Source organism: Kocuria sp. HMSC066H03, from assembly GCF_001812045.1.
In the GTDB taxonomy this organism is placed as follows: domain Bacteria; phylum Actinomycetota; class Actinomycetes; order Actinomycetales; family Micrococcaceae; genus Kocuria; species Kocuria rhizophila.
In genome coordinates this window covers 72470-90738 of sequence record NZ_KV807505.1, presented here as the reverse complement: position 1 = coordinate 90738, position 18269 = coordinate 72470, and the positions used below count along the sequence as shown (strand labels likewise).

At 69.3% G+C, this 18269-nt stretch carries 13 protein-coding genes, 1 tRNA gene and 1 pseudogene; 9 read left to right on the top strand and 6 right to left on the bottom strand.

The genetic code is table 11. From position 1 onward, the window contains the following. Positions 1-202: 202 nt before the first annotated feature. From HMPREF2833_RS02615 to HMPREF2833_RS02605, 3 genes are all read left to right on the top strand, one after another. Positions 203-1117: a metal-dependent hydrolase gene (locus tag HMPREF2833_RS02615; RefSeq protein WP_019311073.1), complete on the top strand. Its 915-nt coding sequence runs from the start codon at positions 203-205 to the stop codon at positions 1115-1117. Positions 1118-1290: 173 nt separating this feature from the next. After that, positions 1291-1374: transfer RNA gene (locus tag HMPREF2833_RS02610), tRNA-Leu, on the top strand. 211 nt (positions 1375-1585) lie between these two features. Then, on the top strand, positions 1586-3061 hold the full coding sequence (locus HMPREF2833_RS02605; protein ID WP_019311072.1) for an RNA-binding domain-containing protein: 1476 nt from the start codon (positions 1586-1588) through the stop codon (positions 3059-3061). Positions 3062-3221: 160 nt separating this feature from the next. Here HMPREF2833_RS02605 and HMPREF2833_RS02600 read toward each other — a convergent pair whose 3' ends face one another. Then, a complete protein-coding gene (locus tag HMPREF2833_RS02600; protein WP_019311071.1) occupies positions 3222-3710 on the bottom strand; it encodes an Lrp/AsnC family transcriptional regulator in 489 nt (162 codons plus the stop codon). A gap of 188 nt (positions 3711-3898) precedes the next feature. Between HMPREF2833_RS02600 and hisC the strand changes: the two genes are divergently transcribed. The 3 genes and pseudogenes from hisC to HMPREF2833_RS02585 all read left to right on the top strand — a co-directional run bounded on the left by hisC (position 3899) and on the right by HMPREF2833_RS02585 (position 8168). Continuing rightward, positions 3899-5032 carry a histidinol-phosphate transaminase gene (hisC, locus tag HMPREF2833_RS02595; protein WP_180956141.1) on the top strand — a complete coding sequence of 378 codons (1134 nt, stop codon included), beginning with the start codon at positions 3899-3901 and terminating at the stop codon, positions 5030-5032. A 5-nt stretch (positions 5033-5037) separates the two neighbouring features. Next, on the top strand, positions 5038-6471 hold the full coding sequence (locus HMPREF2833_RS02590) for an amino acid permease (protein WP_070636613.1): 1434 nt from the start codon (positions 5038-5040) through the stop codon (positions 6469-6471). Positions 6472-6482: 11 nt separating this feature from the next. Continuing rightward, positions 6483-8168: pseudogene (locus tag HMPREF2833_RS02585) on the top strand (thiamine pyrophosphate-dependent enzyme). Between the two features lie 44 nt (positions 8169-8212). Here the strand turns inward: HMPREF2833_RS02585 and HMPREF2833_RS02580 are convergent. The 3 genes from HMPREF2833_RS02580 to HMPREF2833_RS02570 all read right to left on the bottom strand — a co-directional run bounded on the left by HMPREF2833_RS02580 (position 8213) and on the right by HMPREF2833_RS02570 (position 12132). Next, entirely contained in the window at positions 8213-9598 is a 1386-nt protein-coding gene (locus HMPREF2833_RS02580; RefSeq protein ID WP_239356529.1) for a hypothetical protein, read from the bottom strand. Positions 9599-9877: 279 nt separating this feature from the next. Beyond that, positions 9878-10915, bottom strand: coding sequence for an NAD-dependent epimerase/dehydratase family protein (locus HMPREF2833_RS02575; RefSeq protein ID WP_059281800.1), 1038 nt, complete (start codon positions 10913-10915; stop codon positions 9878-9880). Positions 10916-11040: 125 nt separating this feature from the next. Then, on the bottom strand, positions 11041-12132 hold the full coding sequence (locus HMPREF2833_RS02570) for a DUF808 domain-containing protein (RefSeq protein WP_070636612.1): 1092 nt from the start codon (positions 12130-12132) through the stop codon (positions 11041-11043). 306 nt (positions 12133-12438) lie between these two features. Here HMPREF2833_RS02570 and HMPREF2833_RS02565 point away from each other — a divergent pair, with 306 nt between their 5' ends. Further along, a complete protein-coding gene (locus HMPREF2833_RS02565) occupies positions 12439-13542 on the top strand; it encodes a type I restriction endonuclease (RefSeq protein WP_070636611.1) in 1104 nt (367 codons plus the stop codon). A gap of 49 nt (positions 13543-13591) precedes the next feature. Here HMPREF2833_RS02565 and HMPREF2833_RS02560 read toward each other — a convergent pair whose 3' ends face one another. Beyond that, the gene (locus HMPREF2833_RS02560; RefSeq protein ID WP_070636697.1) at positions 13592-14191 is read right to left on the bottom strand and encodes a class I SAM-dependent methyltransferase; all 600 of its coding nucleotides are present in this window, start codon (positions 14189-14191) and stop codon (positions 13592-13594) included. Positions 14192-14343: 152 nt separating this feature from the next. On the opposite strand from HMPREF2833_RS02560, the gene HMPREF2833_RS02555 reads away from it, so the two are divergent. Together HMPREF2833_RS02555 and HMPREF2833_RS02550 are read left to right on the top strand one after the other, a co-directional pair. Then, complete coding sequence (locus tag HMPREF2833_RS02555) at positions 14344-15189, top strand: sulfite exporter TauE/SafE family protein (RefSeq protein WP_235012809.1); 846 nt, start codon at positions 14344-14346, stop codon at positions 15187-15189. Between the two features lie 152 nt (positions 15190-15341). Continuing rightward, positions 15342-16799 carry an MFS transporter gene (locus HMPREF2833_RS02550; RefSeq protein ID WP_039101370.1) on the top strand — a complete coding sequence of 486 codons (1458 nt, stop codon included), beginning with the start codon at positions 15342-15344 and terminating at the stop codon, positions 16797-16799. Positions 16800-16989: 190 nt separating this feature from the next. Here HMPREF2833_RS02550 and HMPREF2833_RS02545 read toward each other — a convergent pair whose 3' ends face one another. Further along, a complete protein-coding gene (locus HMPREF2833_RS02545) occupies positions 16990-18219 on the bottom strand; it encodes an MFS transporter (RefSeq protein ID WP_070636610.1) in 1230 nt (409 codons plus the stop codon). Between the last annotated feature and the right edge of the window lie 50 nt (positions 18220-18269).

Genomic DNA, 18269 nt, shown 5'->3' with positions numbered 1-18269 from the left:
GCGCGCCCTCTCCGTGGGGACACCGGCCCACTTCGCGGAGACACCGAGCGCGCCGGTCCGCGAGCGGCGTCGCCCCCACGCAGACCGGCCCAGGACGCTGACCGGAGGGCGCTTATGCGGGTCGGAACCCGTTCCTAACCTGGGGTTTCTCTTCTTCCCCGAGGTCTGGAAAGGACCGCCCCATGCCCAGGACCGCCCCGTGATGGGCCCCAGCCACGCCGCGTGCGGTGCCGCCGCGTGGGTGGCACTGACCGGCACCTACACCGTGGATCTCGCGGACGTCTCCTTCCCCGTGGGCCTCGGTCTCATGCCCGTGGGGGATCCCGGGGTGGTCACCGGCGCGCTGATCTGCGCCGGGGCGGCCCTGCTGCCGGACCTCGACCACCCGGGCGGAACCGTGGCACGGTCCCTGCCGCCGGTCTCGCGCTGGCTCGCGAAGGGTCTGAGCCGACTCGCCGGCGGGCACCGCCGCGGCACGCACTCGCTTCTGGGCTTGCTTGCGATCATGGTGCTCGCCGAGCTCTCCCAGCGCGCTTCTGTTCCGGTGGGCGACGCCCTGCAGTGGAGCGGCACGGAGTCCGCGGCGGACACGACAGGCGGTGCGGCCACCGGTGCCGCGGTGTCCGGCGGGCTGGGCGCAGGGTCCGGGGGGTCGGGGGCGGTCGGTGACGCGGCGGCGTTGTTGCCCGGGCAGGTGTGGCCGCTGGCCGCGGTGCTGTCCGTGCTGCTGATCGCGTGCGCGGTCAAGGTGCTGGCCTTCGTCCCGGACCGGCTCTCCCACGCCAACTGGGTGGTGGGCATCCTGCTCGGGGCGTTCGTGGCCGCGCACCCCCCGGAGCATCCGCACTGGTTCGTGGTGGCCGTGGGACTCGGGTGCGCCGTGCACATGGCCGGCGACCTGCTGACCACCCAGGGCATCCACCTGCTGTGGCCGCTGCGCCTCCCCCTCCCGCTCCCCGCCTCCCTCTACCGGCGGCGCTCGTTCGTGCGCCTCCCCCTGCTGGGCAACGCCGGATCCGGCCGGGAGATCCTGCTGCTCGTGCCCGTCACGCTGTACGCGGTGGCGGGGCTGCTCTGCGCCGCGATCGCGTGGACGGGGCTCACGGTCAGCATGTGATGGCGACGACGCCGCGGCCCGGGTCGCGGGCGGCGTCGGCCCCGGCTCCGAGCACGCCGCGACGCGCTGTCGCGCGCCGCACCCCGCCTTCCGAGGCCACGATTCGCCAACCCGGGCAGGGTGGGGTAGGCTTTTCGACGTTGCTCACGGGCGTACGCCGAGTGGGACAACGAGCGCGAGTGGCGGAATAGGCAGACGCGCACGGTTCAGGTCCGTGTGCCCGAGAGGGCGTGGGGGTTCAACTCCCCCCTCGCGCACCGCAGGAAGTCCCGTTCGACCGGATGGTCGGGCGGGACTTCTGTCATTCCGATGGTCATGCGCCCCGGGGACTCTCATCACGCACTTGTCACTCACTTGCACCGTCACTGAGAATCAAAGTGTCAATCAAACTCACAATTTTGTCACTGATGCCAGTACTCTGACGCCACGGCATGGAGCACCGCCCGTCTGCAGTCCGTTCTGGAAGACATGCGTGCCCGCAGGGGAGACACCACCTCGGTCGAAGTCAAACGGGCGTCCGGTGGCCTACCCCACCTCGCCGACACCATCTGTGCCTTCGCAAACATGCCCGGGGGCGGAAGCATCATCCTGGGGGTCGACGAGTCCTCGGGGTCGTTCGACGTGACAGGACTGGACGACGTCGCAGCAGCAGAAAGCGGGCTCGTAGCCACCGCGAGACAATCGGTGTCCCCCTCCCCGCACATCACGACCGAAACCCACACCCTCGATGGGCGTGTGGTGCTCGTGGCCCACGTTGCCCCATTGCGCATCGTCGACAAACCGGCAACTACGGGCGGTCGAGCCTACCTACGGCAATCGGACGGCGACTACACCATGCAGGAGCACGAACTCCGGATGCTGGAGGTGGCCAAGCTGCACGCTGACGAACAGGTCGACTACGACCTTCAGCCAGCGCGGGGCCGCTCCATCGACGATCTGCTGCCCGAGGCGGTGAGCACGTACCTTCACACCACCCGCGAGCGGGACCAGCGCCTTCGATCGCTTGACGACGACAAGATTCTTCGCACGACCTCGGTGGTGACGGCGGACGGCGTTCCGACCCTCGCAGGACTCTATGCCCTCGGCATGTATCCCCAGGGACACTATCCAGGGCTCACTGTCACGGCTGCCGTGCAGCTGCCGGAGAGCGGGGGCAATGTTCGAAATCAGAATTTGGAGGATTTCACCGGGCCACTCCCCGTCCTTCTCGAAGACCTCTTGGCATGGGTTCGGCGGAACCTGGGGACAGTTCAGCGGTACAGGGAAGACGGGCACATGGAATCCGTGGCCGAGATCCCGTTGAACGCCGTCCGAGAGCTCATCGGAAATGCTCTCGTCCACCGGGATTTGGGACCGAACACCCTCGGTGTGGGCAAGTCGATCCAGGTCAGACTGACGCCAAGAAATCTGTTCGTCCTGAGCCCCGGGGGACTGCGCGGGGTGTCTCTCGCACAGCTTGAAAGTGAGGACCATGCTCAGGCTGCAGTGAACCAGCGCGTTTACCAGATGGCAAAAAAGCTCACCACGAGTGACGGCGCTTCGATCATCGAAGGCGAGGGCGGCGGGCTCCGGGAGGTCTACGACGCCGCCCGCCGGCACGGCCTGCCGCGCCCGCAGTTGCACGACACGGGGGTGCAGTTCAAGGCACTGCTGTGGCGCCCCACGAGCCAGACCCCGCATTCCGGGACTCCGCCAGCTGCGAGCGCAGCGCAGCGCAGCAAGGCCACGCCGCAAACCTCCGCCCCTACCGTTCACGAAGCCAAGGTGCTGGAGGTTCTGCGTCTCCATTCCCCTCTTCGGCTGGAAGATCTCGCAGTCCAGACGGGTTTGACCACATCCCAACTCCGCTATGCCCTGCGCTTGCCGCTCGCGGAGGGTCTTGTGGCGATGCAGGGCGGCCAGGGACGCAAGGGGACGCGGTACGTCATGAACAACGACGCATAGGGCTGCCGCCGTCGTCGACAACCATCTTTCGAAAATGGGCAGTTGCGCGTCCGCCACGAAAGACTGCAAGCCGCACTGCACGAGCAGTGGTGGGTGCGCCGGTACGAACCAAGGCATCCATTTGGGTTGTTCGCGACTTCTCAACTCGCCGGGGCCCGAATTATCCCTCCTGTGCCGCGGCCGACCCGCCCACCTGCGCGAACAGCGGCAGCACCCGGTTCTGGAAGTGGGTCTGCAGCACCACCACGCTGCGGGTGCGGTTCACGGCTCCGGTCCGGGCGATCGCGTCGATGACCCGCTGCAGGTCGTCGTTGGAGCGGGCCACCACGCGGACCATCACGTCGTGGTCCCCGGAGACCGTGTACATCTCGATCACCTCGGGGATCTCGCGCAGCGCCTCCCCCACGGGAACGTGGCCCACCCCCTGGCTGATCTCGATGGAGACGATCGCCATCACGGGGTAGCCGAACCGGGCCGGGTTCAAGGTGGGTGCCACGTCCTGGATGACACCCGCAGCCTTGAGCTTGTCGAGGCGGGACTGCACAGTGGGGCGGGCCACCCCGAGCGCGCGCGACGCCGCGAGCACCCCGATCCCGGAATCCTCGCTGAACAGCTGCACGATCCGGACGTCGAGCTCGTCGATCTTCATATCCGATCCCCTTGCCTGAGTACCGCCTGAGTGCCACCGCACACGCGTTGCACATGACATATTGTGCAGTGATCACCGGCACACACGCTGAGAACTGCACATTGTGCTCACTCCGGACTGACCCGGTTGTGCGCCCCCATGGGCTGTGTCACTGTGACTGCCACCACAGATCCCGCAAGGAGTCCTTCGTGTCCCATCATTCTTCGGGAGACGCGGCCCGATCCGCCGTGTCCCTGCGTTCCGCCCTGCAGTCGCTTCCCCCGTACAAGCCGGGGAAGTCCGCGGCCTCGTCCGACGTCATCACGTACAAGCTGTCCTCGAACGAGAACCCGTACCCGCCCCTGCCGTCCGTCCTGGACGCGGTCAACCAGATGTCCCCGGAGATGAACCTCTACCCGGACATGACCTGCCAGGCCGTCACGGAAGCCGTGGCCAGCCGCTGGGGCGTGGACCCCTCCTCCGTGAGCTTCGGCAGCGGTTCCGTGGAGGTCGCCTCCCAGATCATCCGCGCCGTGTGCGAGGAGGGGGACGAGGTCGTCTTCGCGTGGCGCTCCTTCGAGGCGTACCCGATCCTCACGGGGCTCGCGGGCGCCAAGGCCGTGCACGTGCCGCTGGACGAGAACGAGCGCCACGACCTGCCAGCCATGGCCGCTGCCGTCACCGAGCGCACCAAGGTGATCCTGGTCTGCACGCCCAACAACCCCACCGGCACCTCCGTGACCGCTGACGAGCTCCACGAGTTCATGAAGCAGGTCCCCGAGCACGTGCTCGTGGTGGTGGACGAGGCCTACGTGCACTTCAACGTGGACCCGGACGCGGCCCGCGGCATCGACTTCTTCCGCGCCTACCCGAACGTGGTGGTCCTCCACACGTTCTCCAAGGCGTACGGGCTGGCCGGTCTGCGGATCGGCTACGCGATCTCACCGGACTACATCAGCGCCGCGCTGCGGGCTGTGGCCATTCCCTTCGGAGTGACCAACCTGGCGCAGCAGGCGGCCCTGGCCAGCCTCGCCGCAGAGTCCGAGGTCGAGGAGCGCATCACCGCCCTCGTGGAGCAGCGCGACCACGTGCACCAGCGGCTCACGGAGCAGGGCTGGGACGTCGTGGAGTCGCAGGCGAACTTCGTGTGGCTGCGCACCGGTGAGCACACCGCGGCCGCGGAGGAGATCTTCACCCGGCACGGCGTGATCGTGCGCGCCTTCACCGACGAGGGCATCCGCGTGAGCATCGGCTCCCCCGCCGGCAACCAGGCCTTCCTGGTGGCTGCGGAGGAAGTCCGCGCCCACCTCGACGGCGCCGCGACCTCCCGGAACGAGGGCTGAACCCCATGAGCACCACCCCTCAGGCCCCGGGTCACGCCCCGGACGCCTCCACCAAGACCGTCCGCGGCCTCAAGCCCCGCCAGCTGACCATGATGGGACTGGGCGGCGCGATCGGCGCGGGCCTGTTCCTGGGCAGCGGCAAGGGCGTGGCCGTGGCGGGCCCCGCCATCCTCGTCTCCTACGTGGTGGCGGGCGCCCTGGTGGTCCTCATCATGTGGATGATCGGCGAGCTCTCCGCCGCGAACCCCACGAGCGGCGCCTTCTCCACCCACGCGCAGAACGCCTTCGGCCCCGTGGCCGGGTACACCGTGGGCTGGCTGTACTGGGTGCAGCTCGCGGTCGTGACCGCCGCCGAAGCCAACGGAGCCGCCACGATCCTCACGGGCATCCTGGGGGACTCCGTGGCAGGGATCGGCGTGCCACCCACATGGGTGCTGAGCCTGGTCTTCATGGCCGTCTTCACCGTGATCAACATGTTCGCCGTGAGCAAGTACGGCGAGTTCGAGTTCTGGTTCGCGTTCCTCAAGGTGGGCGTGATCCTGGCGTTCCTGGTGGTCGGCATCCTGATGCTCTTCGGAGTGATCCCCGGCCACGAGGGCGGGCTGTCCAACTTCCAGGACTTCGCCCCCACCGGGATCGCCGGTGTGGGTGCGGGCCTGCTGATCGTGATCTTCTCCTTCGGCGGCACCGAGATCGTGGCGATCGCCGCGGGTGAGACCGCGGACCCGCAGAAGAGCGTGGCCACGGCCATCCGCACCGTGGCGTGGCGCATCGTGCTGTTCTACATCGGCTCGGTGTTCATCATGGTCGCGATCCTGCCGCCCTCCCAGGCGGATCCGCCCGAGGGCCCCTTCGCGGCGGTGCTGAACGTCGCCGGCCTCCCGGCTGCGGGCAGCATCATGGCTCTGATCGCCGTGTTCGCCCTGCTCAGTGCGCTCAACGCCAACATCTATGCCGCGTCACGCATGATGCACTCCCTGGCCCAGCGCAACTACGCGCCGGCCGCGATCAAGCGCACCGCGCACAACAGTGTGCCGCGCCGCGCCGTGCTGCTCACGGTGTCCTTCGGGTTCGTGGCGAGCATCCTGGAGGCGCTGTTCCCGGGCAAGGTGCTGGACACGCTGCTGGCAATCGTGGGCTCCACGATCATCATCATCTGGATCTCCGTGGCCGCCTCGCAGATCACCCTGCGCCACCGCCGCGAGCGGGAGAACCCCGGGGTGCGTGCCAGCACGTATACCATGCCGCTCTTCCCGTTCCTGTCCTACCTCACGGTGGCCATGCTCTTGCTGATCGTGGTGGTCACCATGTTCGACCCAGCCTCCCGCAACCAGCTGCTGCTCACGGTCACCGCCACGGCGCTGATCGCGCTGACGGGCGTGTTCGTGACCCGCCGCTCCGAGCAGCCCGCCACCGAGCACGCGGACCTCGGCGAGTAGGAGCGGCACGCATGAGCACGCACGACGACGCCGCGGCCGCCCACGATTCCGGCTCGCCCCGCGGGACGACCGCCGGTCGGGCCGCCGTGGCGGCGCTGCGGGAGCACGGCGTGGACACCGTGTTCGGGATCCCCGGTGTGCAGACCTACGAGCTGTTCGAGGCTCTGCGGAAGGAACCCGGCATCTAGGTCATTGCCACGCGGCACGAGCAGGCGAGCGCCTACATGGCGCTGGGCTACGCCCAGTCCACCGGGCGCCCGGGCGTGTTCAGCGTGGTGCCCGGACCGGGCGTGCTCAATGCCGGCGCGGGCATGCTGACCTCGCTGGCGACGAGCACGCCCACGGTGTGCCTCACGAGCGAGATCCCCACCGAGTTCATCGGCAGGGGGATGGGCCACCTGCACGAGATGCCGGACCAGCAGGCCACGGTGGCCTCGTTCACCAAGTCCGCGTGCACCGTGACCGACCCCGCCGAGGTGCCCGCGGCGGTGGCCGAGGCGTTCACCCGAGCGACCGGCGGGCGGCCCGGACCCAGCGTCGTCGCCATCCCGTGGGATGTGCTCACGCAGAAGGCGGAGATGCAGAGCGTGGTGGCGCCGCCCGTGGCTGCACCGGAGGCGGACGCGGGTGAGGTGGCCCGCGCCGCGGAGCTGCTGCGCTCCGCCCGCAACCCCATGCTCATGGTGGGCAGCGGTGCCCGGCACGCGGGCACGGAGATTCTGGCCCTGGCCGAGAAGCTGCAGGCCCCTGTGGTGTCCCTACGGGGTGGTCGCGGGATCGTGTCCGACGAGCACCCGCTGGGGTTCACGAGCGCTCAGGGCTTCGAGCGCTGGGCGGAGACGGACGTGCTGCTCGGCATCGGCACCCGGCAGGAGCTCGTGTGGTTCCGCTGGCCGGACACCCCCGAGGGGCTGCGCACCGTGAACGTGGACATCGACGCGGCCCAGCAGGATCGGCTCACGCCGGACGTGCCGCTCACCGGGGACGCCCGGGCGGTCACCGCGCAGCTGCTCGAAGCCCTCGACGACATGCCCGCACGGGCATCCCGCTCCGCGGAGTTCGAGGAGGTCAAGGAGGGCGTCCGGGACGAGATTGCACAGCTGCAGCCCCACAGCGACTACCTGGCCGCGATCCGCGAGACCCTCCCCCGGGACGGCTACTTCGTGGAGGAGGTCTCGCAGATCGGCTTCGCGTCCATCTTCGCGCTGGAGGTCTACGAGCCCCGCCACTTCATCACCAGCGGCTACCAGGGCAACCTGGGATACGGCTTCCAGACGGCGCTGGGGGTGCAGGCCGCGAACCGGGACAGCGTGGTGGTCTCCGTGACCGGGGACGGTGGTTTCCTGTACGGCGTGCAGGAGCTCGCCACCGCCGTGCAGCACGGGCTGAACCTCATCACGGTGGTGTTCGACAACCAGGCCTTTGGCAACGTCCAGGCGGACCAGGTGCGGATCTACGGCCACGGCTCCGCCACCGAGCTGGCCAATCCGGACTTCGTGGCGCTGGCGGAGTCCTTCGGTGCCCTGGGCCTGCGCGCCACGTCCCCGGACGAGCTGCGCACGGCCATGACGGAGGCGATCGCCGCCCGGCGCCCCACGGTGATCGAGGTGCCCATGCCGCTGTCCCTCGAGCAGAGCCCCTGGAAGTTCCTCATGCCCGCGAGCCGCGCGAAGGCCGCGGAGCCGGAACGGCCCTGAGCGCGCGGCAGCGGTGACCACGGCGGGGCACGACGCCGCCGCGCTCAGCCCCGCGCGACCGTCACCTTCCCCGTGGCGCGGTGCCACGTGGCGGTGCACCCGTTGGAGAACTTCTGCGCCATGCCCCCGGACACCGCGTACTCGTCCGTGACGGGAAAGCCCCAGCCGTGCTCGTGTCCTGCCCTGGACCATGCCGAGCCGATCCCCCCGCTGAGCTTGACCACGTGCGTTCCTCCGCGGGGTGAGTACATGGCCCGGAAGCGGGCGCTGCCCTGGTGGAAGTCCTGGTACGCCCCACCGGAGAGAGGCTTCTCCGCCATCACGGGATATCCCCACGCGCGTTCCAGACCGGCGGCCTGGTACGCGTTGCCGATGCCGGTCCCCCACTTCACGGGGTGCGCCCCGGTCTGCGAGCTCCAGTAGTAGGTGTAGTTGGCCGTGAAGCCCTGGTAGACCCCGCCCCGGTGGCCCGTGGGCTTCTCGGGGGAGGTGGGCTGTCCGTAGCGCGCAGCCCCGCCGGTGGCCAGGTAGTCGGTCCTGATGGCGCCCTTCAACCAGGACGAGGTCTGTGCGGGTGGAGCCGGGGGCAGTGCCGCGAGGTCGTGACGCAACAGGCCCACGATGTCGTACTCCTCGTGGTCGACCCCCGGCAGGGTGGACAGGGAGGTGCGGGTGAACCCGTCCTTCACGTAGCGCTTCTGGCCCTTGGTCGCCGCGTTGCGGGCCGACCACGTGGGCGGGTTGGTGCTGCCCGCCACGTCCTCGGACCCCACGTGCCAGCTCAGGGGCAGGGAGCGCACCGCGGCCCCGGGGTCCGTCTGCATCCCGTAGGAGCCGCCGCCGCCGATGATCGTGGCACCCCCGCCCTTGATCCAGCTCTGCCGGTCCGCGAGCAGCTCGTAGGTGATGAACTCGGCACCGCCCGAGTAGCCGGTGAGCCACACGCGGGAGGTGTCCAGCCCGTACCGGGCCGTGAGGGAGCTCTGCAGGGCCCGGAACCAGTCGCCGTTGGCATCCGCTTCCTCCCACCACGTGATGCCGTTGCCCCTGGCCTGACGGTCCGGTGAGATCGGGACCACCAGCACCATGTTCTTCTTCCGGGCCTCCGCGGCCATGGCCCGCATGTGCGATCCCCCGGGGTCGTGGACCCAGGACTCGCCGGGCTTGTCGTAGTCGCCACCCAGGTAGAAGACCGCTCCCACGGCCTTCGAGGGGTCCAGGCCGTCCGCGTAGACGTGGTAGGTGGAGGTCAGTCCCGCCGCGGTGAACCTCTGGTGGAACGCCGTGGTGGGAGGGACCGCGCGGGGCGCCTGAACGGTCGCCTGCTGCGGCTGCGGTGGGGCTGCTGCGGCGGGAGAGCCGGCCAGCAGGGTCAGGGTTGCCGCACACAGGACTGCAGCGGGCATGACGGAAGAACGGGGGGAAGGCATGGGGGGATGCTTTCTGAGGGGGATGTGCAGTTGTGGCCCCGACCGGTCAGCTCAGGCCCGGTCGCGGCGGTGGTCAGGCGTGCCGGGGGCGCACGTCCGTCCAGTGAACGATCATGCCATCCCCTGGTCTCCTGTTCTGCGATGCTGGCCGTTCTGACCTGCGGTGACTCCCCCTCCCGCGGTACGGACGGTGGGCTCAGGACGCCGGGCGGGGCCCAGAGCGTGCGGCCCGGTCCTTCAGAGGTGGCGCGGGCCACGGGACCGCGACGGACACCACACTCATCCCGCCAGGCCCCGCTCCACCATGGATCGGGCGCCGTCCACCACGGCTGTGCCCCACGGGCGCGGAGAGATGCCCAGGAGTTCATGCTGGCGTGCAGCGGACACCCGCTTCACGGTCCCGAGATCAGGGACCATGCTCCGGGCCGCCGGAACCACGAGTGCGGCGGCGCGGATCAGACCGGACGGGACGCGGCGCACGGGCCTGCCGGCCCGGGTCTCCGGGAACGTGGTGCGCAGCAGCTCGGCCACCTCCCGCAGCGGGGTGGCTGCCTCCTGCGAGGCCACCAGGATGCGCTGCCCGGCGGCGCGGGGCGCCCCCAGCGCGGAGATGTGCGCGGCGGCAACATCCCGCACGTCCACCAGCGGCACGGCCACGTCCGGGACGCCGGGCATCCTGCCGTTCAGCAGCATCTGCAGCATGTGGTTGGTCCCTGTGACCGCCTCGCTGAGCACGGGGCCCACCACGGCAGTCGGAAGCATGGTCACCAGCTCCAGCTGCGGGTGACGCTCCGCGAAGTCCCAGGCCGCCCGTTCCGAGAGCACCTTGCTCCGGCCGTAGGCGTCCATGCCGGGGCCGTCCAGGGGGGACCAGTCGGCCTCCGTGAAAACCCGGTCCACGGCCCCGTGCCCGAACCCCACGGCGTGGAACGCGGACGTCAGCACCACGCGCGGTGCTCCGGTGTCCGCAGCGGCCCGCAGCACCCGAAGCGCCCCTTCCCTGGCGGGGACCACGAGATCGTCCTCGTTCTCCACACGCCCCGGCGCCACCGGGGAGGCCACGTGCAGAACCCCCGCCGTTCCCCGGGTGGCGTCCAGCCACCCGTCATCCCGTGTGAGGTCCGCCGTGACGAACTCGAGCAGGTCCACGTTCTGCGCACCGGCACGCACCAGGATGCTCCGGGCCCGCCGCGCGCTCGACTCGGAGCGCACCGTGGTGCGCACGGGCCGCCCCGCGTGCAGGAGCTGGAGGATGCAGTGGCCGGCGATGAAGCCGGTGCCGCCCGTGACCAGGACGGGCTGGGTGGGGTATGCCATAGGCCCAGTATGGCCCGGAGGTCAGACGGTCCCCGAACACCCGCCACGAAAGGCACCCCGGGGAAACACCCGGTCCATGCCCCCGGCCCACCCGCGACCTGAGCGGTGGCCGGATCGGCGCGCGGTCACCGACCGGTGGAGGGATCCTGCGCCGCACTCGATCCCGAGCCGGCGCTCGGGGATCCGAGGTCGGAACCGTGGACAGGAGCCGCGGTCCCGGAGCCCTGGTCCTGCCGGGGCGCAGTGCCCTGGGCATCGGCCTCCGAGGCCGACGCGGCGTCGTCGTCGTGCTTCTTGCCGAACGGCAGGACGTGGACGATGCCCACGATGATCGCGCCCCAGATGACGCCGAGGACCAGCGCGCACACCGTCTCCACGAGCCACGCGAGCACCGGGCCCACCACGGCCACGTGGTGCACGGCCTCGCTGAGGTGGTGGACGAGCTCCTCTGGGGCGGTGAACCCCAGCTCCGCCGTGCCCACCAGGATGATGTGTCCGCCGACCCACAGCATGGCGAACATGCCCACGATGGAAATCACGTTGAGGACCGAGGGCATGGCGCGCACCAGGAACTCACCGAAGCGCTGGGACTTCTCCGAGTCCCGCTTGGCCATGGCCAGGCCGATGTCGTCCATCTTCACGATCAGGGCCACGACCCCGTAGACCAGGAACGTGATGAAGATGGCCACCGCGATCAGGATGAGTGTGCGGGCCAGCAGGGGCTCGTTGGCCACCTCGTTGAGGGAGATCACCATAATCTCCGCGCTGAGAATGAGGTCCGTGCGGATGGCGCCCGCGGTGATCTTCTTCTCCGCATCCGGGCCCTTTTCCGCTGCAGGCTTCTTCTCCGCGTGGCCCTTGGAGAACAGGTGCTCGCCGATGGCCTCCGCACCCTCGAAGCACAGGTAGGTCCCGCCGAGCATGAGCAGGGGCGTGAGCAACCACGGCGCGAACTCGCTCAGGATCAGGGCGATCGGCAGGATGATGAGCAGCTTGTTGCGCAGCGAGCCGATCGTGATCTTCTTGATGATCGGCAGCTCGCGGCTCGGGCTGATGCCCTCCACGTAGCGGGGGGTCACGGCGGTGTCGTCCACGACGACGCCCGCGGCCTTCGCGCTCGCCCGCCCGGCGGCCCCGGCAATGTCGTCGACGTTCGCGGCCGCCATCTTGGCGAGCGCCGCGACGTCGTCCAGCAGTGCGGCAAGTCCAGCGGACATGCGTGTACCTCTTCCCGTTCACCCAACACACGTGTGCGGGTCAAGCGTACGGGGTTTGCCCGGGAGCCTTCCCCAGCGACTGGCGTTGGTCCCGCGAGAAGAGATACGTGACGTTCCGATGCCACTCGGTTCGAACCACTCGGCGCTCCCGCTGGCGACACAGAGGTGCTGCTGGATCGAGACTCGCGCGAATCAGCCCGTAAAGTGTCGACATCTCAGTAGTGTGTATGCAGTTTCGCAAATTTTCATCCGGGGGCAACAGCCTGCAGCCCAGGTTTCGCCCTCCCCTGTGCACTCGGAGGAAGCATGGATTTCGCAGAGCGGTTGTCCGCACTGGCTACCAAGGTGGCCCATCAGAAGGCCGCCCTGGAGACCGAGGAGGCCACGAAGAACGCTTTCGTGATGCCCTTCATCTCCACCATCCTCGGGTACGACGTCTTCAACCCGTCCGAGGTCGTTCCGGAGTTCACTGCCGATGTCGGCGTCAAGAAGGGCGAGAAGATCGACTATGCCATCGTCCAGGATGGCCAAATCCAGATGCTCATCGAGTGCAAACACGTCGGTTCACCCCTCTCGCTGGAGCACGCCTCGCAACTGTACAGGTACTTCGCAGTGACGAATGCCCGCATCGCCGTCCTCACAAATGGCGAGAAGTACCACTTCTACACCGATCTCGATGCACCCAACCGAATGGACGCGAAACCGTTCCTCGTTCTGGACCTGCTCGACATCGACACCACGTTGCTCCCCGAGCTGCTCAAGCTCAGCAAGACGGAGTTCGACCTGGACTCGATCATCAGCGCGGCGGGTGAGTTGAAATATGTGGGACAGATCAAGCGGGCCATCGCCGCAGAGTTCAAAGACCCCTCTGACGACTGGATCCGCTTCTTCACCAACCGGGTCTACGAAGGCGCGTTCACGCAGAAGGTGAGGGAGCAGTTCACCCCTTTGGTGGGCAAGGCATCCCAGCAGTTCCTCAACGAGCAGGTGAACAACCGGCTCGCGACCGCGTTGGGGGCTGGCTCCACTCCACCACCGCTCCCCCCAGAAGTCGACCCTGCTGGAGAGATCAGCAGCCAAGAGGAAGCTGTGCGGGATCTCGAAGAGACCCAGGAGGAAATCATCACGACTGCGGAGGAACTCTCCGCCTTCAATATCGTGCGCGCCATCGTCTGTAATCAAGTGGACATGTCCCGAGTCTCATACCGGGACGCGAAGTCGTACTGCGCGATCCTTCTGGACAACAACAATAGAAAGACCATTGCTCGGCTGCACTTCAACCGCAGCCAGAAGTACATCGGCATCCTGGATGAAAACAAGATTGAAACTCGTCACCCTTTGGACGCCCTTGAGCAGATCTACACGTTGAGCGATCAACTGCGAGCCACGGTTGAACGGCTGAGCGCCTGACGTGTAGATGGCTGGCCCAGCCAGTCATCTACACCCCGCGCTTATTGGGTCATCGGCGCCCCAGAACGGTCACCATGAAGTCGGTGTCCTCGGTCCAGGGGCGCAGGTCCCACCCCGCCAGGGTGAGCTGGGGTGCCAGACCGGAGGCGGCGGCGTCGGCGAGGAAGTCTCCGGCGGGGTAGCCGCGTCCGGCGCCGAAGCCCACGACGGCGCGTCCCTCGTTCGTCAGGTGGGCGGCGAAACCGCGCAGCACGTCCCGGCGCGTGCTCTCCGCCAGGAACGTCATCACGTTGCCGGCGCACACGATGAGGTCGAAAGGGTCGCCCAGGTCCAGCTCGGTCAGCAGCGCGAGGTCCGCCACGCGGTAGTCCGGCCCGGGGTGGTCCTCGCGGGCGGCGCGAATCAGCTCGGGGTCCACGTCCACGGCCGTGACCGTGTGGCCCACCCCGTGGAGGTGGCCGGCAATCCGACCCGCCCCGCAGCCGGCGTCCAGGATCCTCGCCCTGCGGGGGACCATGGCGTCCACGAGGCGCGCCTCCCCCACGATGTCCTCGCCGCGCCGCGCCATGGTGCGGAACCTGTCGATGTACCACTGCGAGTGCCTCGGGTTCTGCGCCACCTGGGCCATCCACCTGCTCTGTTCCACCATGGGGCCAGGGTAGGCCCTGCCGCGGTGCCGCACGCCAGGACCGTCCTCCGCCGCTGCCCGCCGCTGCCAGGGTCGGGCCCGCCACCGGTCACGACGACGCCGCGGCGTCACCCCGGTGCGCACGGCCACGAGGGAGCGCCCCGTCTGAGAGCATGGACCCCGTTCACGGGGTTGCCGTGCACCGCACCACGGACCCCGCGCCATGCCCCGCCAACCGCACACGCGCGGCGTACCCCGAGGAGCAGCACATGAGCATCCTGCTGGCCGCCCTGGCCGCCGTCCTGGTGGGCACGATCCTGCAACGGGTCTCGGGCACCGGTGTGGGCCTCGTGGTGGCGCCCGTGCTGTCCCTGCTCATGGGACCGGGTGCCGGCGTGCTGGCCACCAACGCCGCCACCACGTGCTCCGGGTTCCTCATCACGCTCTCCGTGCGCCGGCTCGTGGAGTGGCGCCACGCCGCCGTCCTGGTGGCGGCCGCGGTTCCGGGCATCGTGGCGGGGGCCGTGGTGGTGCGCCACGTGCCCAGCGCGTGGCTGCAGGTGGCCGTGGGCTCGGTGGTGCTCGCGGGGCTGGCCATCACCCGCTTCTCCCCCGCCACCCCCTACGCTTCCCGACGCGCCACGGTGGTGCCTGCGGGCGTGATCGGCGGGTTCTTCAACGCCACTGCGGGTGTCGCGGCGCCGGCCATGGTCATCTACTCGCGAGTGACCCGGTGGGACCAGGTGCACTTCGCGGCCACCATGCAGCCGGTGTTCATGTCCATGGGGGCGCTCTCGGCCGCTTCCAAGCTGGTGGCGGGTGTGCACTTCGCCCTGCCCGTTCCGGCGCTCGTGGCAGTGGTGGCCCTCGTGCTCACGGTCCTGGCCGGGATTGCGATCGGGACATGGCTGGCCCGCCACATGTCCAAGGCGACTGCGCAGAAACTGGCCATGACGCTCGCGACCGTGGGCGGCGTCGTCGTGCTGGCCCGCGGAACCATCACCCTGCTGACCGCCTGATCCGGGCGACATGCCCCGCGCCTTCGAAACCGGCGAGCGCCTGTGAGTACCATGGCGTTTTCCTCCGCTCCTCCGGGGAACACGACCGGCTGAACTCTCCGGGCACCCCGGGTCAGCAGCGGCCCTTCCCTGAGACCTGAGAGGTGGAGCGCATGTCCGCACCCTCACCACAGTCCGCCGCAACCGCCGCGGACCCCGCCTCCGCGAGGAGCGCGCCCCGCGCGCTGCGCTGGCTGGCTGCCCCACCCACGGCCCCCCGGCTGCCGGAGGACGAGGTCGCCCGGAGCTACCCCCGCCTGCGCCTGCAGGTGTTCCTCGGGATCTTCATCGGCTACGCCGGGTTCTACCTGATCCGCAACAACATCTCCCTGATCGCACCCCTGCTGATGGACGAGGGCACCATCAGCACCGTGGGGATCGGCATCATCGGCAACGCCGTGCTGCTGGCCTACGGGTTCTCCAAGTTCTTCTCCGCGACCATCTCGGACCGCTCCAACGCGCGGTACTTCCTGCCGATCGGCCTGGCGCTGTCCGCCGTGGCGAACCTCGTGGTCGCGTTCGTCCCCGCGGTCTCCGCCTCGGTGGCGCTTTTCGCCTCGGTCATGTTCCTCAACGGCTGGGTGCAGGGCATGGGCTGGCCGCCGTGCGGGCGCGTGCTCGTGCACTGGTTCTCCACCAACGAGCGCGGCTGGAAGACCGCCATCTGGAACACCGCGCACAACGTGGGCGGCATGGGCGTGGGCGCACTGGCCGCCTTCGGCCTGGCCATCACGGGCGACTCGTGGCAGTCGGCATTCTGGGTCCCGGCTCTCGGCGCTCTCGTGGTCGCCGCGATCGCCTTCGTCATGGTCCGGGACCGCCCGGAAGCGGTGGGCCTGCCCCCGATCGAGGAGTACCGGGACGATCCCGCCAAGGTCGAAGCGGATGCGAGCGACCTCGAGGGGTCCTCCTACTGGGGGATCATCACCAAGCACGTGCTGCTCAACCCCACCATGGTGTTCCTGGCGCTGGCCAACGTGTTCATCTACTCCCTGCGCTACGGCGTGCTCAGCTGGGCACCCACCTACCTGGCGGAGCACCACGGCATGTCCCTGGCACAGGGCATCGCCGGCTTCTCCCTGTTCGAGCTCGCCGGGATCTTCGGCACACTGGCGTGCGGCTGGGTCTCGGACAAGGTGTTCCGCGGCAACCGCAGCTGGACCGGCATCGTGTTCATGCTCGGCGTGGGCGTGTTCCTGGTGGCCTACTGGCTCGCCCCGGTGGGCACGCCGTACTGGCTGCTCATGGTGTTCCTGTTCTTCATCGGCGCGTTCATCTACGGCCCCGTGATGCTCATCGGCCTGCAGGCCCTGGACATGTCCGCGCGCCACGTGGCGGGCACGGCCGCCGGCTTCACGGGCCTGTTCGGCTACGTCTTCGGCGCCACGCTCGCGTCCACCGGCGTGGGGTGGGTGGTCCACGAGTTCGGCTGGGGCGCCACCTACGGGCTGCTCACGCTGTCCGTGGTGCTGACAATCGCCCTGCTGCTGTGCGTCCTGCCGCGGGAGAAGCAGCTCATGGCGCACCACCGTTCGCTGAGCGGCACGGACGCCCAGGAGACCCGCTCCTGAGCCTGCCCCGTGCCGGGCGGCGCGCGTCCGCTGCGCCGTCCGGCCCCGGACCCTGCCATTTCGCGGACGACGCCGCAGGGCCAGAATTCCGGCGGTCACCGCACGGCGCGGTCGGTGTCCACGACCGACGACGCCGCACGCCCCGTGACCCGCGCCGGGTCCGGTGGCGTGCGGCGTCGTCGCGACAAGGTCAGGAGCGCCCGGCGGCGCCCGCCTCCACCGCGTCCAGGTCCCGGACCTCGTGGCGGCGGCCGTAGGCCATGATGCCCAGGCACAGGGTGGCGATCACGGCGCCGGAGGCGAACAGCCAGGGGTAGGTGGTGAACTCGGAGATCAGCGCGAGCACCATGGGCACGAAGAACCCGATGTAGGTGAGCGAGTAGAACACGGCGGTGAGCCCGGCGAGGTCGTCCGGGCGGGCGATCCGCTGGACCTCCTGCAGGCCGGAGACCAGCACGAGCCCGTAGCCGCAGCCCAGCACCGCGGAGGCCAGCAGCACCAGCGCGAGGTTCAGGGTGGCCGAGGCCAGCACCGCCGCGAGCATCCCCAGGATCACGGCGCACATCCCCACGGCGAGCGAGCGGATGGAGCCGTCCCGGTCCAGGCGCTTGCCCAGGGGCTGGATGAAGAACCCGAAGCCCAGCCCCACCAGGCACATCAGCCCGGAGAACGCGATCCCGTACTGCGGTCCCACCACGTCCGCCATGAGGGCGGGCAGGATCGCATAGGCAGAGGCCGCGCAGCCGAAGACCCACGGGGCGGAGGGCGCCACCACGAACCAGAAGCGGTGCTGCCGGGTGGCCGGGATCTTCAGGTCCGCCAGCAGCGGCCCGTGTGGGGGCGTGGCGCGCCGGGTCTCGGGAGCGCCGGCCACCAGGAACACGGCGGGCAGACAGATCGCCAGGTTGATCATGTAGGGCAGCACGGTCTGCAGGGGCGCGAACTGCGCGAGGGCCGCGGCCACCGCGGCACCGAGGGCGAACCCGGCGGTCAGGGACAGGGAGGCGCGACGCGCTCCCGAGACGCGCTCGGGGTGCTCCTCGCACGGTTTCTCGGAGAGCTCCTTGATCCAGGAGGTGCCCACGGCCATGCCGAGCCCGAGGGCCAGCCCGGAGAACACCCGGCCCACGAACAGCAGGAGCAGACTCTCGGCACCCACGGCCAGCAGGATGCTGCCCACCATGGCCAGCACCGGGGCCGGGATCATGAGCGTGCGGCGCCCGTGCCGGTCCGAGAGCGGCCCACCGATCAGCAGTGCGGGCACGATGCCCAACACATATGCTGCAAGGAGCATGTCAACGGCCACCTGCTCGTAGCCCTCCACCGTGCGGTACATGACCAGCAGGGGCGTGAACTCGTTGCCTCCCCACGCCACCGCCAGCAGCGCGGAACTGACCCTCATCCAGGGCTTGGTTCTCATGACGTCATTCCCTCGCAGTCACCCTCGGGGTGGGGGCCCGCCACCGGCGG